Origin of the sequence: Shewanella phaeophyticola, assembly GCF_025398315.1 — a bacterium.
Taxonomy (GTDB): Bacteria; Pseudomonadota; Gammaproteobacteria; order Enterobacterales; family Shewanellaceae; genus Shewanella; species Shewanella phaeophyticola.
Genome location: NZ_JAODOQ010000001.1, coordinates 2,392,039 through 2,409,700, shown reverse-complemented (window position 1 = coordinate 2,409,700; position 17,662 = coordinate 2,392,039). Strand labels below are relative to the sequence as shown.

The following is a 17,662-nucleotide window of genomic DNA, read 5'->3' as shown; positions in this document are numbered from 1 at the left end:
TGATGAAATTACTGCATACTTTTTGGGAGCAGTACAAGTTATGAAACTTACATCAAAAGGTCGCTATGCAGTGACAGCTATGTTAGATGTTGCTATCCACTCAGCTGCAGGCCCAGTGCCCTTAGCCGATATTTCTGAGAGACAAGGTATTTCTTTGTCTTATCTTGAACAACTCTTCGCAAAGTTACGTAAACATGGTCTAGTGTCGAGTGTTCGTGAATCCGGTGGCGGTTATCGTTTAGGTTTAGAAGCCATTGATATTTCAGTCGGTATGGTCGTGCATGCCGTTGATGAATCAGTCGATGCTACTCGTTGTCAAGGACAAGGTAACTGCCAAAGCGGCACTCGTTGCCTAACCCATTCGTTATGGGGCGACTTAAGTAAACAAATTTCTGAGTTTTTAGATGGTATTTCGCTTGCTGGCTTGATGCAAAAACGCGATGTTCAATTTATCTCGTTAAAGCAAGACGAAATGCAAAAGGAACATAGAGTGAGTTTGTAACTCAGCTATGTTGATTGATAAATAATTATTTGTACGTTGTATGTAGCCTCATCTGAGACTGCTAAGTACGGAGTGTGTTATGAAGCTTCCTATCTATTTAGATTATGCCGCAACAACCCCTGTAGATCCGCGTGTCGCAGAAAAAATGATGCAACACATGACAATGGACGGCGTGTTCGGTAACCCAGCATCGCGTTCACATCGTTATGGTTGGCAGGCAGAAGAGGCGGTTGATGTCGCCCGTAATCAAGTTGCTGATTTAATTAATGCTGATCACCGCGAAATCGTTTTCACTTCTGGTGCGACCGAATCCAGTAACCTTGCTATTAAAGGTATTGCTCATTTTTATCACAAAAAGGGCAAGCACATCATCACCAGTAAAACTGAACATAAAGCGACATTAGACACTTGTCGTCAGTTAGAGCGTGAAGGTTACGAAGTCACTTACCTTGAACCAGAAGCCAATGGCATCATCCCAATGGAGCGTTTAGAAGCGGCCATGCGTGATGACACCATTTTAGTTAGCATCATGCATGTTAACAACGAAATTGGCGTAGTACATGACATCGATGCCATCGGTGAGTTATGTCGTTCAAAAGGTATTTTCTTCCACATGGATGCTGCGCAAAGTGCAGGTAAATTACCGATTGATGTGCAAACCACTAAAGTCGATTTAATTTCGATTTCTGGTCATAAGATGTATGGCCTAAAGGTATCGGCGCATTATATGTTCGTCGTAAGCCACGTATTCGTCTTGAATCTCAAATGCACGGTGGTGGACACGAGCGTGGTATGCGCAGTGGTACTCTCGCGACTCATCAAATTGTTGGTTTAGGTGAGGCTGCGGCTATCGCTAAGCAAGACATGGCTGAAGACGGTGCACGCATTACACGTTTACGTGACAAATTATGGAATGGCATCAAAGATATTGAAGAAACCTATATCAATGGTGATATGGATCAGCGCTACAGCGGTATCTTTAACGTAAGCTTCAACTTTGTTGAAGGCGAATCGCTAATGATGGCACTGAAAGACTTAGCCGTTTCTTCAGGTTCAGCCTGTACCTCAGCCAGTTTAGAACCAAGCTACGTTTTACGTGCTTTAGGTTTAAACGATGAAATGGCTCACAGCTCAATTCGTTTTTCTATCGGTCGTTTTACTACCGATGAAGAAATTGAACATGCTATTAAAACGATAACTGAATCTATTGATAAGTTACGTGAAATGTCTCCTCTTTGGGAGATGTTCAAAGATGGTATCGATTTGAACCAGGTTCAATGGGCACATCATTAATCGTTTAACGACAAAGATTTAGGAGCAATATCATGGCTTATAGCGAAAAAGTAATCGATCATTATGAAAACCCACGTAACGTAGGTTCATTTGATAAGAACGATCCATCAGTCGTCACCGGTATGGTTGGTGCGCCAGCTTGTGGTGACGTAATGAAACTGCAACTTAAAATTGGTGCTAATGGCATTATTGAAGATGCAAAATTCAAAACCTACGGTTGTGGTAGTGCGATTGCATCAAGCTCACTGGTCACTGAATGGGTTAAAGGCAAAAGTGTCGACGAAGCAGCAACAATCAAAAACGCTGATATCGCTGAAGAACTTGCATTGCCTCCGGTTAAAATTCATTGTTCAATTTTGGCAGAAGATGCCATTAAAGCAGCAATTGAAGAGTATAAAAGTAAGCAAGCTAAGTAAGACTTAGACCTGGAGTGTAGATGGCTATTTCAATGACACCAGCGGCAGCAGACCGAGTCAGATCGTTTCTTGCTAACCGCGGCAAAGGCTTAGGTTTACGCCTTGGATTGAGAACATCAGGTTGTTCAGGTATGGCATACGTCATTGAGTTTGTTGACGAACTCAATGACGATGATGAAGTCTATAACATCGATGGTGTCAATATCATCATTGATGCTAAAAGCTTCATTTATTTGCAAGGTATTGAACTCGACTTTGTCAAAGAAGGCCTAAATGAAGGTTTTCAGTTTAATAACCCGAATGCAAAAGGCGAATGTGGTTGCGGTGAAAGCTTTACCGTTTAAACATTACCTGAGCCGTTTTATCGAAAACAGTAAGCATGATATCTGCCAATGAATTATTTCGATCTGTTTAATCTAGAACCTGCCTTTGATATCGACACCGCCTTACTTGCAGAGCGCTACCGCGAGCTGCAACGGGCGGTTCATCCCGATAAATTTGCCAACGATACTGAACAACAAAAAATGTTGTCTGTACAACGTACAGCGCAAATTAACGATGGCTACCAAACGCTTAAAAATCCTTTACGTCGTGCTGAGCACATGTTGAGTTTACGTGGCATAGAATTAAGCCATGAAACCACCACGCTTAAAGATGGTGCATTTTTAATGCAGCAAATGGAATGGCGTGAAGCATTAGAAGACATCCAGCATAGCCAACAACCTCAAGACTTAATTGACGAGTTATACGACTCTTTTAGCGAATTTGAATCATCTTTGTCGATTCAATTAGCCACATTACTCGCTTCAAATGATCAAGCTGACGCATTATTAGCAGCAGATCAAATACGTAAGCTTAAGTTTATGGCAAAATTGCAAGATGAATTAAGCCGCATCGAAGATGGTTTGCTTGACTAAGTAAGGTATACATTAAATTTTATGACTAGCTCTGCTCGTCAATAACACAACAAGTTGGAACACTATGGCATTGTTGCAAATTGCAGAACCTGGCCAAAGCGCCGCACCGCACCAACATCGTTTGGCTGTGGGGATCGATCTTGGCACCACTAATTCACTTGTGGCTACAGTGAGAAGCGGACTTGCATCGACCTTAGAAGATGACGATGGCCGCCACTCATTACCGTCGGTAGTGCATTATGGTGAAGACGCTGTACAAGTGGGTTATGAAGCCCAGGCAAAATCAGCGTTAGACCCACAAAACACCATTGTATCGGTTAAACGTTTTATGGGCCGAAGCTTGACTGATGTGCAATCAGGTGTTCATAAACTACCTTATGCATTACACGCAAGTGAAAACGGTTTACCCGTCTTTAGTACACCAATGGCGCAGGTTAACCCTGTACAAGTGTCGGCTGAAATTCTCAAGCCGTTAATTGCCCGAGCTGAAACAACGTTAGGCGGCGAGCTGCAAGGTATTGTGATTACCGTTCCGGCTTATTTTGATGATGCTCAACGTCAAGGCACAAAAGATGCGGCTGAATTACTCGGCGTCAAGGTACTGCGTTTACTCAATGAGCCAACAGCCGCTGCGATTGCTTACGGATTAGATTCTAAGCAAGAAGGTGTGATTGCCATTTATGATTTAGGTGGTGGCACATTTGACATTTCTGTACTTCGTTTAAATCGTGGCGTTTTTGAAGTGCTTGCAACCGGTGGTGATTCTGCGCTTGGCGGTGATGATTTTGACCATCTGTTGGTGAGTCATTTACAACAAGCATGGAATATTACCGAGCCTAATAATCAGTTAGCGCGTCAGTTACTCATCGAAGCTCGTCGAGTTAAAGAAGCCCTAACAAAAAACGACAGCACTGATGCTAGTGTTGTCATTGATAATCAAACATTAACGACTTCAGTTGATAAATCGTTATTCAACGAACTGATTGGCGCATTAGTTAAAAAGACCATTAGCAGTTGTCGCCGTACTTTACGTGATGCAGGTGTGAGTGTTGATGACGTTATTGAAACCGTCATGGTAGGTGGTTCAACTCGTGTACCGTTAGTGCGCGAGCAAGTAGAAGCCTTCTTTAAAAAAGCCCCTCTGACCTCCATAGACCCTGATTGCGTAGTGGCGATTGGCGCTGCAATTCAAGCTGATATTTTGGTGGGTAATAAACCTGAATCAGACTTGTTATTGTTAGATGTCATTCCATTATCGCTGGGTGTAGAAACCATGGGCGGACTGGTTGAAAAAGTCGTGACCCGTAACACCACAATCCCGGTTGCCCGTGCACAAGAGTTTACTACATTTAAAGACGGTCAAACCGCGATGGCATTCCATGTGGTACAAGGTGAGCGTGAACTGGTTGAAGATTGCCGTTCATTAGCACGCTTTACGCTTCATGGTATACCGCCTTTGGCCGCAGGTGCTGCGCATATTCGTGTGACGTTTCAAGTGGATGCCGATGGTCTGTTAAGTGTTACCGCGATGGAAAAATCAACCGAGGTTAAAACCACCATTCAGGTTAAACCCTCATTTGGTTTGTCTGACACTGAAATTGCCACCATGCTCAAAGATTCAATGAAGCATGCAAAAGATGATATTACGCGTCGTATGCTTGCTGAGCAAAAAGTCGAAGCCGCACGTGTTATTGAGTCGCTCAATGCTGCACTGGCTAAAGACGGCGGTTTACTCGAAGAGCAAGAGCGTCAGCAATTAGCTTCTGCCATTGCAGAGCTTGCAGCAACAGCACAACAAGATGATGTTGATGCAATCGAGAAAGCCATTGCTAAGTTAGACGATCAAACTCAAGATTTTGCGTCACGACGCATGGATAATTCTATTAGATCGGCGCTAAAAGGGCAGTCGGTCGATAACATATAGGTGAAATAATGCCACAGTTAGTATTTTTACCCCATCAAGAGCTTTGTCCTGACGGCGCCGTTCTTGAAGCTGAAATTGGTGAAACCATTTTAGATGTTGCACTGCGTAACGGTATTCACATCGAACATGCTTGTGAAAAGTCATGTGCTTGCACTACATGTCATGTGGTTGTACGTGAAGGCTTTGACCAACTAGAAGAAAGCGATGAGCTTGAAGATGACATGCTAGATAAAGCATGGGGCTTAGAGCCTGAAAGCCGCTTGTCTTGCCAAGCTAAAGTGGTTGATTGCGATATGGTGATAGATATTCCTAAATACACCATTAACATGGTGAGCGAAGGCTAATTTATAATAACGAAAGCCTAATTCAAGCCTATAAAATGAGAGTCAATTATCAAGATTGACTCTTTTTTTGCTTCTGGTCATTCCAGTCATTGATTTTAAATAAACTCAGCGTATGATGCGCGAAAATTCCTATTTTGGAGCACTCTGTGCGCATCGCAATACTGTCTCAAGGCTCCGCAATTATACTCTACTCGTCGCTTAGTCGAAGCTGCTGTTGCCCGCGGACATGAAGTTAAAGTGATTAACCCATTAAAGTGTTACATGAACATCAATATGACCAAGCCTAGCATTCATATGGCTGGTAAAGATCTTGGTCATTTTGATGCGGTGATCCCACGTATTGGTGCATCTGTGACGTTTTATGGTTCTGCTGTGCTACGTCAATTAGAGATGATGGGCGTATATGCGGTCAATAGCTCAATTGGCATTGCGCGCTCGCGTGATAAATTACGTTCGATGCAATTATTGTCTCGCAGAGGCATTGGTCTGCCGATTACTGGTTTTGCTAATAAACCGAGTGACATTCCTGATTTAATTGACATGGTTGGTGGTGCGCCGTTAGTGGTTAAATTACTTGAAGGCACACAGGGTATTGGTGTCGTGCTTGCTGAAACACGTAAAGCGGCAGAAAGCGTACTAGAAGCCTTTATGAGCCTTAAAGCTAACATTATGGTACAAGAATACATTGCCGAAGCTCAAGGGGCGGATATTCGCTGTTTTGTATTAGGCGATAAGGTCATCGCCGCGATGAAGCGTCAAGCCAAGGCTGGTGAGTTTCGCTCAAACTTACATCGAGGTGGCAGTGCCACCTTGGTAAAGCTTTCACCTCAAGAACGTTCAGTGGCCTTGCGTGCAGCGCGCACTATGGGGTTAAATGTCGCTGGGGTTGATTTATTACGATCTAATCACGGGCACAGTCGTGATGGAAGTGAACTCGTCGCCAGGACTTGAAGGTATTGAAGCGGCAACCGATAAAGATGTTGCTGATGCTATCATTTGTTTTATTGAAAAAAATGCCAATAAACAGAGCAATCAAAGCGCACAAATAGGCGTTTGTTAATCTAAATATCATAAACAAATGCTGAAATGTGATTGTCGATGCTGATAAGGCTAGGCATTTTCAGTTAAATTACGTATAATCCGCGCGAATTTTTTAAACTTGCTCACATTAAGGAAGCTAGTTATGGCGATCGAACGCACATTTTCTATTATCAAGCCAGATGCAGTTGCAAAAAACCACATCGGTGCTATCTATAACCGTTTTGAATCAGCGGGTCTTACGATCATTGCGTCTAAAATGGTTCACCTTTCGAAAGAACAAGCTGAAGGCTTCTATGCTGAACACAGTGCACGTCCTTTCTTTGGTGCTTTAGTGTCTTTCATGACTTCTGGTCCAGTAATGGTTCAAGTGTTAGAAGGCGAAAATGCAGTGCTAGCTAACCGCGAAATCATGGGTGCAACAAACCCAGCTGAAGCTGCTCGTGGCACTTTACGTGCTGACTACGCTGCAAGCATCGACGAAAACGCAGTTCACGGTTCTGATGCAGTTGAATCAGCAGCGCGTGAAATTGCTTACTTCTTCAGCGCTGAAGAAGTGTGCCCACGCACTCGTTAATCTTCGCTTGTAAGATGATAAAAGAGGCCTCATGGCTCCTTTTTTATATTTAACAACAATGAGTATTTAATCTCCGCCTATTCTGCCATCAACATCCTATAAACCGCACTCACATCTAATACTAATACCAAACACTTATTATTCAACATTCAATACCAGCATCAAGTATCACGTATCTAGCGCCAAGTATTCAACACTTGCCACTCAACACTAATACCAATCCGCACAATAATGTGATTATTCTGACTGGGTAACATCACTTATAACGTCGTTAGAAATTTTGAAGTTAGAACAGCTAGCTAGATGCAATTTCTGCCTTATTGTAAGCGATTTTCCCTACGCAATCTCTGATCACTTATTTATCCTGATTGGTATAATACCGGTATTTCGACGCTTTATTACAGTGGAGTTGTTTTTTCACTCAATAGATATCTATGGTTCGCACTGACTAAGTCACTGACAGGGTTAACTGAGTAGGTTATTTCATCAGTGTTTTGGTTAATTGCATCGTTGAGTCTTAACAAGATTTTATTTACTCACAAAATGTTATCTGTTTGTTGTGTTTGGTACGTCAGTTTTTGAGTAATAAATGAACGATTAGTTGAATATTACGGGTTTAATTGATGCATTAGCAGGCAGTTTTTGGGGTGTTTTTGACTGCTTAAGTAAACGGTTTTCAGTATTTATTAACATAATCTGAATAAAAATAAACGTATAGAAAAGGTTTAAGTTTATTTGTGAATAAATAATCAGTGGCTCACATAGACAAAATTGCTGCTTTTTAGTTCAAAAATATAATAATTTAATTTAATTTACAAAAACAGGCATAGATGCATTTTGTGATTAATTGTGCCTTTATTGTTACAGGTGTTTTTTTAGTGTTTAGTTTGTGTTCTCTCCAGATTTTCTGCTTGTTTTTTTATTGTTTTTTATTTGTATTATTTTAATTAATATAAAATAACACAAAAATAACAACGTTGCTCGCTTCTGTTTTAAGTTATTGATTTTATTTGTTAATTCTTTCTTGGGTTAATTGCTAGCTCTAATGTTTGTCATCATTTTATTATCAATTTATTTACATGTTACCTTTGTTGACTAAATGTTTTTTGTTCATTAATAATGTAGCCAGATATTTGGTTGTACCAATTATCTATATACGACATAAAAATTATAATTACTTATTATCACTTATAAATTACTTATAAATTACTTATAAGTTACTTATATGTGCTTTATATAGGTTAAAGGGAGATTATTCATGAGTTCATTAACGTTAACAGCTAAGGCGGTTCGCCGTAGTATTCTAGCTGCAACAGCAGCGTCGGTTGCTTTTTCAGGCTTAGTATTTGCCGAAGAAGTTGAAAAAGTAGAGCGTATCGAGGTTACAGGTTCACGTATTAAGCAAGTGGATATGGAAACGTCTTCGCCTGTTACTGTATTAAGTGCCGCAGATATTGCACTTACAGGTGAAAAAACAGTTGCTGATGTACTTAACAACTCATCTATTAACGCCTTCGGTTCATGGCGCGGTACGTCTGGCTATGGTTCAGGCGCAAGTGCAACGAGCTCAATTAACATGCGTGGTCTCGGTTCTCAGGCAACGTTGGTTTTACTCGATGGTCGTCGTATGCCGGGTACAAGTTCCAGCTCTGGTTCAACTGCTGATACTTCGCAAATTCCGATTGCTATTGTAGAACGAATTGAAATTTTACGTGATGGTGCATCTGCTGTGTATGGTTCAGATGCAGTTGCAGGCGTAATTAACATCATTACTAAAAAAGAATTTGAAGGTGTGCAATTAGATTACAGCACTGAAGTACCTGATGTTGAAGGTGGTGACGCGACTCGTTTCTCTATTGCAACAGGTTTCAACACTGATAAAGGTAACATCACTTTTACATACGAATACTATGATACTGAAGCTGTAATGGATAGTGATATTTGGGATATGGATGACGATTCTTATGGTGATTATAGCTCATTCAGTTCAGTACCAAATGGTTATTACAATACTGGTGAAGTAGATGAAGATGGTGATGATGTTTATGGTTTCTACTCAAACTCTGAAATGTGTGATGAAACTGAAAACGTCGTAAACGGAACTGATGGCGATAACAATGGCCGTTGTTACTATAGCTATGGTGAAGTGACCAAACTTTTCGGTGATATGACGCGTAACTCGTTTATGACTAACTTTAGTTATGACGTTACTGACGACATTCAATTCCGTGGTCGTGGTTCTGCATCATTAAGTGAAACTAATACACGCTATGCTGGTACACCTGTTTCTACTAACTACCCAGTTATGTCTGCTGATAATGAATATAACCCAACTGGCGAAGACATGACGATTTACATGCGTTCTGTTCAACTCGGTGAGCGTGATACGTTAACTGAAACCAATAATTACGATATATTGGGTGGTTTAGTTGGATTCACTGATATCGGTAACGGTATCGATTGGGAAGTCAATGCGCAATATTCAGGTTCAACAACTAACTCATTTAACTACAACTTGATTAATGACGACATTATTCAAAGTGAAATTGATACTGGCAATTACGATATCTTCAACACCAGTGGTATGAGCTACGATGAGTGGGATGAATCGATGACTGAACTTTATAGCGCCGCAGCTCATACCGGTGTTTATCAAGGTAAATTCGATAGTACTCAGATTGATGGTTTAGCTTCTACTACACTGATTGATAATGACGATTTCACACTGGCTATGCTAGTCGGTGCTGAGTACGAAATGATCAACTTTAAGCAAACTTCAGACCCAGAATCAGCATCAGGTATTATCTCTGGTGGTTCAGGTGGTGATGATGTCGATGCTGAGCGTGACCGTACAGCGGCATACACCGAAATCCAAATGGGTTTACCTGCAAATATCGATGTTTCGTTAGCCCTTCGTTACGAGCGTTATGAACAAGAAGGTTCGCTAACTGGCGCTACAGGTGTTGTGACTAATTCTTCAACATTTGATGCTGTTGTGCCTAAAATTGGTGTGAGCTGGCGTCCTGTTGACAACTTATTAGTACGTGCAAGTTATGGTGATTCGTTCCGTGCGCCTAATATGGGCGAGATGTTCTCATCTCAATCGTTAAGCTTTGAAACTGCATATGACTCAGTATGGTGTGAAGCAAACAACGATTCAGATGCTAACTACTGTGCTACAGGTAACCAGCATAAAACATGGTTTGGTGGTAACCCAGATCTAGACGCTGAGGAAGGTAACTCGCTAACATTAGGTGCCGTTTGGAATGTCACTGATGCTTGGAGTGTTGAGCTTTCTTACTACGACATTACTTACGACAACAAGATTGAAGCTATAAGTGCAACAGATGTTATTCGTGACGAAGCACTTAATGGCAGTTCAGACTCGGTGACTCGTGGATCTGATGGTAAAATTGAATACATAGAAAGTGGCTACATTAATATGTCTTCTGTTGAAACCAGCGGTTTAGATTTTGCCACATCGTATAATTTAGAAACTGATTTCGGTGACTTCAACTTCAAAGTCGATATGACACATGTATTGGAATTTGTAGAGCAAACTGATTCAGATTCTGTTGCAATTGATTACGCAGGCATGCAAGATTATCCGCAATGGCGTGGTAACTTAGCTGCATCTTGGTACTACAGCGACTTTAACGTTGCTTGGACAACTGTGTATATTGGTAGCCAGTCAGGTGATTACTGGCGTGACCTAGGTTACGACTATATTACTGATACACCGGATTACTTTAAACACAACATCCAATTCGGTTATACCCATGACTGGAACGGTACTATCACAGTCGGTGTAAATAACCTCTTTGATGAAGAAGCACCAACTTGGTACGACTTCTCTGGTTACCGTGACGTAAATACTGACTTATATGATGTATTAGGTCGTACTGTCTATTTACGTGTTAACCAAAAATTCTAAAATAGTTTAGATACTAAAAGGAGCCTAATGGCTCCTTTTTTGTATCAAACAGCAACAATGAGCATATAGCAACCGTTGCTCAGTCCAATCAATCTTGCAAACAGATTTCAATAGCAGCGCTCTCATTCGATACTATATACCTTACACTAAACACTAAACACTAAACATCAATCTCCAGTTTAGTGGGTATCTAATTAGTCACTTTACTCACCTTAAGTTAATCAGTAAATCAATAATTTTTCTAACAATAAAATGTCACCAGCTTGTTGTATTTGAAGTGCTTTTTTGGATCGTAAATGATCAGGTTGGTGAGTGTCTTGTCAATGTTAGGGGGTAAATTGATGCATTATTACACTGTTTTTAGGTATCTCGGAGTATGCTAATAAGTTTTTGAGCTATTTATTAACATAATTTGAATAAAAATCAGCGTATAGAATACGGTTAAGTTTATTTTTGAATAAATAATCAATGGTGCATGCAGACAAGATTGCTGTTTTTTAGTTCAAATTAATAATAATTTAATTAAATTTACATAAGCCACCATAGATATGTTTTGTGATCAATTGCGCTCGTATTGTTGTAAGTGTAAACATTTTGTTTTTTGCAGATCTTGAGTTTGTGTTTATATGGTTTTTTATTTGTATTTTTTTTAATTAATAAACATAACACAAAAACAACAATAGCGGTCATTTGTTGTTATCTTTCTGATTTTTATCATTAAAAATATAGTCAAATTAATTATCTCTTTCATTTTTATTATCATTTTGTTCACGTGTTATCGTTGTTGACGAAAGGTTTTTTATTCATTAATAATGTTTTTGGTAATTGGTTAAGCCGATTATTAATAATTAAAAATATAACAACTTGTTTTATTTAATTCCAAGAATAGGGAGTTTTCATGAGTTCAGTAACATTAACTGCCAAGGCAATACGTCGCAGTTTATTCGCTGTAGCAGCAACAAGTGTCGCAACAACAGGTTTATTTTCTTCTGCTGTTATCGCGGCAGATGATGAGAAAGTTGAACGTATCGAAGTGACTGGTTCACGTATTCAGCGACAAGATATGGAAACGGCATCACCTGTAACCGTTATTTCTGCCGAAGCAATCCGTGCAGAAGGTTTTACCTCTGTTGATGAGTTGCTTCAGGCTCAAACTTCAATGGCCGGTGCCGCTTTAGGTTCTAGCTCAAACAATGGTTCAGATGGTGTTGCTCAGGTTGACTTACGTGGTATGGGTTCTCAACGTACGTTAGTGCTATTAAACGGCCGTCGTATGGTGAACTCAGGATCTGGAGCTGACAGCTCTGTGGATTTGAACTCTATACCCGTGGCAATGATTGCACGCGTTGAGATTTTAAAAGATGGTGCTTCTGCTGTTTATGGTTCAGATGCCATTGCAGGTGTGGTTAACATCATTACCAAAAAAGATTTCGAAGGATTCCAATTAGACCTTAACGGCAGTACCACTAGCGAAAGCGATGGTGAAACTGCTGAAATAAGTGGTTTATATGGATTTAATACCGATAGCGGTAACTACACATTTGGTGCGGCGTATTCAAAGCGTGAAGGTGTAATACAATCTGATCGTGATTGGACTGAGCCGGGTTATAGCTCTTATCTTCCAACGGGTTCACTCGATGGCATGGTGCAAGACGGTGCCGGTGGTTGGGAAGAACGCTCAACCGGTTATGATTACACCACGAGCAGTTACTATCAAACACCAAATGAGCGTTACAGCTTGTTTGCCAATATGGTTCAAGAGTTTGACAACGATATAGTGTTAACCGCTGATGCACTTTACACCAAACGTAAATCTGATCAACAGTTAGCACCGCAACCTGCATCAGTCATGCTAGACGTGTGCGATAGTGATTCAGATAGCTCATGTGTCACATTGACCGATGAGATGACAGAAGCCGGTATTTCAGCTGATGAAACTGGCCGTGTTGAATATCGTCGTCGTATCACCGACGCTGGCGCACGTATTTATTCACAAGATACCGATACATTCCGTATTTCAGCTGGTCTTGCTGGTGAGCTTGATATTAATAATGGTATGAACTGGGATGTCGCTTACACCTACGGTAAGAATGAAGCTGAGTCCAGTGTTGAAAATTCAATTAATGCGACCAACCTGTCGGAGTCAATCTATGCCAATCAAGATGCGTGGTTCAGTGGTGATGGATTAACAACGGAGATTGTTGATGACATCAGTTATACCGATCATTCTGATGGCGGAAATGAACAGCATGTGTTCTCTGCTGGTCTAAACGGCGATTTATTTGACGTGAGCGCGGGAACCGTTGCGTTTGCGATAGGTGCCGAATACCGTTACGAAAGTGGTTACTACAACCCTGATCCAGTTACGGTTGCCGGTGATAGCACAGCAGCACAGCAAGACGCAACAGACGGTAATTACGATGTCATTTCGGTATTCCAAGAAGTGAGCGTTCCGTTTACTGATAAGCTAACCGGTGAATTTGCCCTCCGTTATGACGATTACTCAACATTTGGTAAAGCATCAACGTGGAAAGTTGGCTTAACCTATGAAGCTACCGATGATTTAATGCTTCGTGGTGTTGCTGCAACCGGTTTCCGTGCGCCTAGTATCAGCGAGCTATATGGCGGAGACTCGGGTTCATACGATTATTTGGAAGATCCATGGGGTAATGAAGAAGATTCACAAATCTTGGTTCGTTATACTTCAGATGAAGATCTACAAGCTGAAGAATCAGACTCTTATACAGCGGGTTTAGTTTACTCACCAGGTTACGTTGAAGGTTTATCGTTAACAGTTGATTACTGGCGTTTCAAAGTCACTAATGCAATTACTCGTTTAGATGTTCAAGCGGGTCTTGATGCTTGTTATGCAGATGCCTCATCTTCATCTTGCGAAACCTTTAATATTGGTTCCAATGGTGATTTAAGCAATCTGACTAGCTCGCTAACTAACGTTGGTAGCCAAGACACCAGTGGTATTGACTTTAACTTAGCATACAGCTTCAGTGCATTAACGTTAGATTGGAAAATCAACAACGATACCACCTACTTGCTGAACTTTGAGCAAGAAGGCATTGATTACACCAATATGATTGACGGTAACTTTGGTGCTTATGCTGAAGTGCGTAACAACTTCAATGTCCAAGCCGGTCAGGATGATTGGAACGTCATGTATTCGAATCGTTATATCGGTGAAATGGAAGACCTAAGTACGGGCGACGATGTTGATGCAGTGCTTTATCACAACATTGCCGGTACTTACCATGTATCTGAAATGATTACCTTAAGTGCAGGTGTGAAAAACATTACTGACGAAGAGCCATCAAGTGTGTCTAACGGCAGTGATGGTGGTACGGTACCAGAAGTCTATGACACTGTGGGTCGCCAATATTACGGTGGTGTCAGCGTTAAGTTTTAATTAATAACTCAGTAGTGCCCATCGGGCACTGAAAGACAAAAGCCTGCTTTGTGTAGCAGGCTTTTATTTGGCACGAATATCAGATATTAGTGACTTAAACGTAGCTCAAGTCGGTGTTCACTCATGTATTTACGCTGACAACTCGCACAGCGCTGCTCAGTTGGATCGTTAATTAATCGGCTAATTTCGATTTCCATTTCACAATCCGAACATAACCCGTACAGGCCTAAGTCTAATTGGCATAGGGCAGCATCGAGTTTCATTAGCTGAGTAAACAATTCCGTATTCGCGAGCTTAACTTTCGTTATAAAATCAATAATATCTCCAATAGTTGCTGTTTGTACAAGCTCTGCAGAGTCAGGAGAAACATCTTTGATAATAAGCAATAGTTCACGACGAAGCTTGAGCTCAAGCTGCTGTAATTTTTGCTGTATGTCCTGGTGGTTGTGCAACGAAGGTAACCTTTACTGATAATGTCACTAGAAATTCTATTCTAAGCACAAAAAATCTGCAGGTTATGACTAAGATCAATTCTATGGAAGATTTTTCAATTCAGGCCTAATATGCCTAGCAGCCTGATTGAAAAGGCGATTAACGTATGTTTTTATGTGCGTGCAGCAGTACCTTGACGATGTCTTCAGTGGTTTTAAATACTCTTAATTCACGAAATAAAGCATCCGCCTCAGGGTATTGACGATTTAAGTAACTAAACCATTGTTTTATCCGTGAAGGGTAATAATCAGACTTACGGCCATTGAGCTCTTTTTCAGTGTAATTCATTAATAATGTGAGCGTCTCGAGCCAAGTGTAGGGCGCGGCACCCGTTTTGATAGTGTCACCTAAATTGGGTAATGAAATCGCCCCGCGGCCAATCATCACACTGTCGCAGCCCGTCACATCCATGCACCGTTGTGCGTCAGCGGTATTCCAAATTTCGCCATTCGCAATAACCGGAATGGGCAAACGTTTACGTACCTCGGTGATATATTCCCAATATGCAGGCGGTTTATAGCCGTCAGTTTTACTGCGGGCATGAATGGCCAATTCTGTAGCGCCTGCCTCATATACCGCTAAGGCATTTTCCATAAACAGGGATTTATCTTCGTAGCCTAAGCGGATTTTGGCGGTTACCGGTTGCTCATTTGGTACAGCATCACGCATCGCTTTAACTATATTGTAAATATTGTCGGGGTACTGCAGTAATACCGCACCGCCTTTACTCTTGTTAACGGTTTTAGCGGGGCAGCCAAAGTTAGCGTCAACACCATTAGAGCCAAGCTCAATGGCTCTTATTGCATTTTGCGCCATCCACTCAGGTTCTTGTCCGAGTAATTGCACCCTTACAGGCGTGCCAGTTGGGGTCTGTCCGTTATTAAGCAACTCTGGACATAATTTATAGAAGACTTTTTCGGGTAATAACTGATTAACCACCCGCACAAACTCTGTAACCACTAAGTCAAACGGGTTAATGGCAGATAAAATATCACGCATATGGTCATCAACCACACCTTCCATCGGAGCTAAAATTACGCGCACAGTACACCTTACTAAATAAAAAGTGCGCTATTTTACCGTGTTTAATTCGCGATAGCAGCATCGTTAACATGATTAACAAGGGTTTGGTGTTTAATTGTGGTTATGCTATTGATTAATAGGTAAATTAATTGTGGTAATCAGGTTTGTTAATAGTGTGTTACTTATGTATTTGTAGTGTTTTTTGTGTTAATTTTACGCACCCCTAGCAAGGATTACTTATAATAAGGGTGATTTTTTTCACATTTTTTCATTTATTTTGAAATTAATTTTACATACTGCGGGTCTTTTTAACCAAGCCGGCAATGATGTTGGTCACCAATACATAATCAAAACACGAGGAAGACAATAATTATGAACTCTATCAAACAAACTACTGTAGCTGTTGCGTTAGGTGCTGTTGTGATGACTGCTGGCTTTTCTGCTGAAGTACAAGCTAACCCATTTGGATTCGAACAACTAACTGCTGGCTATCAATTAGATGGTGGTGAAGGTAAGTGCGGTGAAGGCAAGTGTGGCGGTGACATGAAAAAGTCTGCTGAGAAAGCAGTAGAAGGTAAATGTGGAGAAGGCAAGTGCGGCGGCGACATGAAAAAGTCTGCTGAAAAAGCAATGGAAGGCAAATGTGGTGAAGGCAAGTGCGGCGGCGACATGAAAAAATCTGCTGAAAAAGCAATGGAAGGTAAATGTGGCGAAGGCAAATGCGGTGGCGACATGAAAAAGTCAGCTGAAAAAGCCAAAGAAGGTAAGTGCGGTGAAGGTAAATGTGGTGGTCAGAAGTAATCCACTATAAGTTGATCATGAGCATTTGAAAATGCTTATGCTTATCTGACACAATTAAGGCCTGAGTTTCAGGCCTTAATTTTATCTCAGTGTTAAGGTTTAAGGACGCATTATGTCAAATGTGCAACACCCCCCACTTAAGCAAGCCAGTGTTGGTTTAGGTCTGCGCCGTGAAATGCTTGATGAGTTTTGCCAGCATGTGCCGCCGGCGATTAACTTTTTTGAGGTAGCACCAGAAAATTGGATGACACTAGGTGGCAAGTTTGCACGTCAGTTTAGGCAGTTAACTGAACAGCATCGATTTTTTTGCCATGGATTGTCGTTATCAATTGGTAGCCCTGAAGCGCTAGATACCCAATTTATCAAGCAAATTAAGCAATTTTTAGACAGCCATAATATAGAAGTGTACTCAGAACATTTAAGTTATTGTTCGGGTACTGGGCATATGTACGACTTGATGCCCATTCCTTTTACAGATGAAGCCGTAATCCATACCGCTCAGCGGATTAACCAAGTTGAAGATGTCCTCGAGCGTCCGTTTATTCTTGAGAACGTGTCTTTTTATGCTGCCCCAGGTGCGCAAATGAGCGAACAAGCCTTTGTTAATGCTGTGCTGCAAGAAGCCGACTGTAAACTGCTACTCGATGTGAACAATATTTACGTTAATGCGATTAATCATCAATATGATGCCAGTGCATTTTTAGCAGCGATGCCAAGCGACCGTATTGCCTATTTACATATTGCAGGCCATTACGAAGAAGCGGCTGACTTAATGGTTGATACCCATGGTGCTGATGTGATTGATCCTGTTTGGGCACTATTGCAACAATGTTATCAACTGCATGGTGTGCATCCAACTTTGTTAGAGCGAGATTTTAATATTCCTAAAACTGAAGTGTTATTAAACGAAATCAATCAAATTCATCAATATCAACAGGCTGCACTTTGCGGGACTAAGTAGCGTTGAGCTTCATTGACACTTA

Annotated in this window: 13 protein-coding genes and 2 pseudogenes; 13 read left to right on the top strand and 2 right to left on the bottom strand. The window is 41.1% G+C overall.

What is annotated here, in order from left to right:
* The first annotated feature begins 40 nt into the window (after positions 1 to 40).
* From iscR to N4T56_RS11175, 11 genes and pseudogenes are all read left to right on the top strand, one after another.
* On the top strand, positions 41 to 502 hold the full coding sequence (iscR, locus tag N4T56_RS11225) for a Fe-S cluster assembly transcriptional regulator IscR (RefSeq protein ID WP_261734805.1): 462 nt from the start codon (positions 41 to 43) through the stop codon (positions 500 to 502).
* A gap of 79 nt (positions 503 to 581) precedes the next feature.
* Positions 582 to 1,795, top strand: a pseudogene (locus N4T56_RS11220) (IscS subfamily cysteine desulfurase).
* A gap of 32 nt (positions 1,796 to 1,827) precedes the next feature.
* Complete coding sequence (gene iscU, locus N4T56_RS11215) at positions 1,828 to 2,211, top strand: Fe-S cluster assembly scaffold IscU (protein ID WP_188920068.1); 384 nt, start codon at positions 1,828 to 1,830, stop codon at positions 2,209 to 2,211.
* A 20-nt stretch (positions 2,212 to 2,231) separates the two neighbouring features.
* Positions 2,232 to 2,555: an iron-sulfur cluster assembly protein IscA gene (gene iscA / locus N4T56_RS11210; RefSeq protein WP_188920066.1), complete on the top strand. Its 324-nt coding sequence runs from the start codon at positions 2,232 to 2,234 to the stop codon at positions 2,553 to 2,555.
* A 48-nt stretch (positions 2,556 to 2,603) separates the two neighbouring features.
* Complete coding sequence (hscB, locus tag N4T56_RS11205; protein ID WP_188924503.1) at positions 2,604 to 3,128, top strand: co-chaperone HscB; 525 nt, start codon at positions 2,604 to 2,606, stop codon at positions 3,126 to 3,128.
* 64 nt (positions 3,129 to 3,192) lie between these two features.
* Positions 3,193 to 5,052, top strand: a complete 1,860-nt coding sequence (hscA, locus tag N4T56_RS11200) for a Fe-S protein assembly chaperone HscA (protein WP_261733281.1) — start codon at positions 3,193 to 3,195, stop codon at positions 5,050 to 5,052.
* An 8-nt stretch (positions 5,053 to 5,060) separates the two neighbouring features.
* Positions 5,061 to 5,396 carry an ISC system 2Fe-2S type ferredoxin gene (gene fdx / locus N4T56_RS11195; RefSeq protein ID WP_188920057.1) on the top strand — a complete coding sequence of 112 codons (336 nt, stop codon included), beginning with the start codon at positions 5,061 to 5,063 and terminating at the stop codon, positions 5,394 to 5,396.
* A 146-nt stretch (positions 5,397 to 5,542) separates the two neighbouring features.
* Positions 5,543 to 6,456, top strand: a pseudogene (rimK, locus tag N4T56_RS11190) (30S ribosomal protein S6--L-glutamate ligase).
* 123 nt (positions 6,457 to 6,579) lie between these two features.
* Positions 6,580 to 7,011, top strand: a complete 432-nt coding sequence (gene ndk, locus N4T56_RS11185; RefSeq protein WP_188921770.1) for a nucleoside-diphosphate kinase — start codon at positions 6,580 to 6,582, stop codon at positions 7,009 to 7,011.
* A gap of 1,258 nt (positions 7,012 to 8,269) precedes the next feature.
* Positions 8,270 to 10,945: a TonB-dependent receptor gene (locus N4T56_RS11180; RefSeq protein ID WP_261733280.1), complete on the top strand. Its 2,676-nt coding sequence runs from the start codon at positions 8,270 to 8,272 to the stop codon at positions 10,943 to 10,945.
* An 898-nt stretch (positions 10,946 to 11,843) separates the two neighbouring features.
* On the top strand, positions 11,844 to 14,363 hold the full coding sequence (locus N4T56_RS11175; protein WP_261733279.1) for a TonB-dependent receptor: 2,520 nt from the start codon (positions 11,844 to 11,846) through the stop codon (positions 14,361 to 14,363).
* An 86-nt stretch (positions 14,364 to 14,449) separates the two neighbouring features.
* Here the strand turns inward: N4T56_RS11175 and N4T56_RS11170 are convergent, their stop codons facing one another.
* Both N4T56_RS11170 and dusC read right to left on the bottom strand, forming a co-directional pair.
* A complete protein-coding gene (locus N4T56_RS11170; protein WP_261733278.1) occupies positions 14,450 to 14,815 on the bottom strand; it encodes a TraR/DksA family transcriptional regulator in 366 nt (121 codons plus the stop codon).
* A gap of 139 nt (positions 14,816 to 14,954) precedes the next feature.
* Entirely contained in the window at positions 14,955 to 15,899 is a 945-nt protein-coding gene (dusC, locus tag N4T56_RS11165) for a tRNA dihydrouridine(16) synthase DusC (RefSeq protein ID WP_261733277.1), read from the bottom strand.
* A gap of 351 nt (positions 15,900 to 16,250) precedes the next feature.
* Between dusC and N4T56_RS11160 the strand changes: the two genes are divergently transcribed.
* Together N4T56_RS11160 and N4T56_RS11155 are read left to right on the top strand one after the other, a co-directional pair.
* A complete protein-coding gene (locus tag N4T56_RS11160) occupies positions 16,251 to 16,679 on the top strand; it encodes an HvfA family oxazolone/thioamide-modified RiPP metallophore (RefSeq protein ID WP_261733276.1) in 429 nt (142 codons plus the stop codon).
* 112 nt (positions 16,680 to 16,791) lie between these two features.
* On the top strand, positions 16,792 to 17,640 hold the full coding sequence (locus N4T56_RS11155; RefSeq protein WP_261733275.1) for an HvfB family MNIO-type RiPP peptide maturase: 849 nt from the start codon (positions 16,792 to 16,794) through the stop codon (positions 17,638 to 17,640).
* The last annotated feature ends 22 nt before the right edge of the window (positions 17,641 to 17,662 follow it).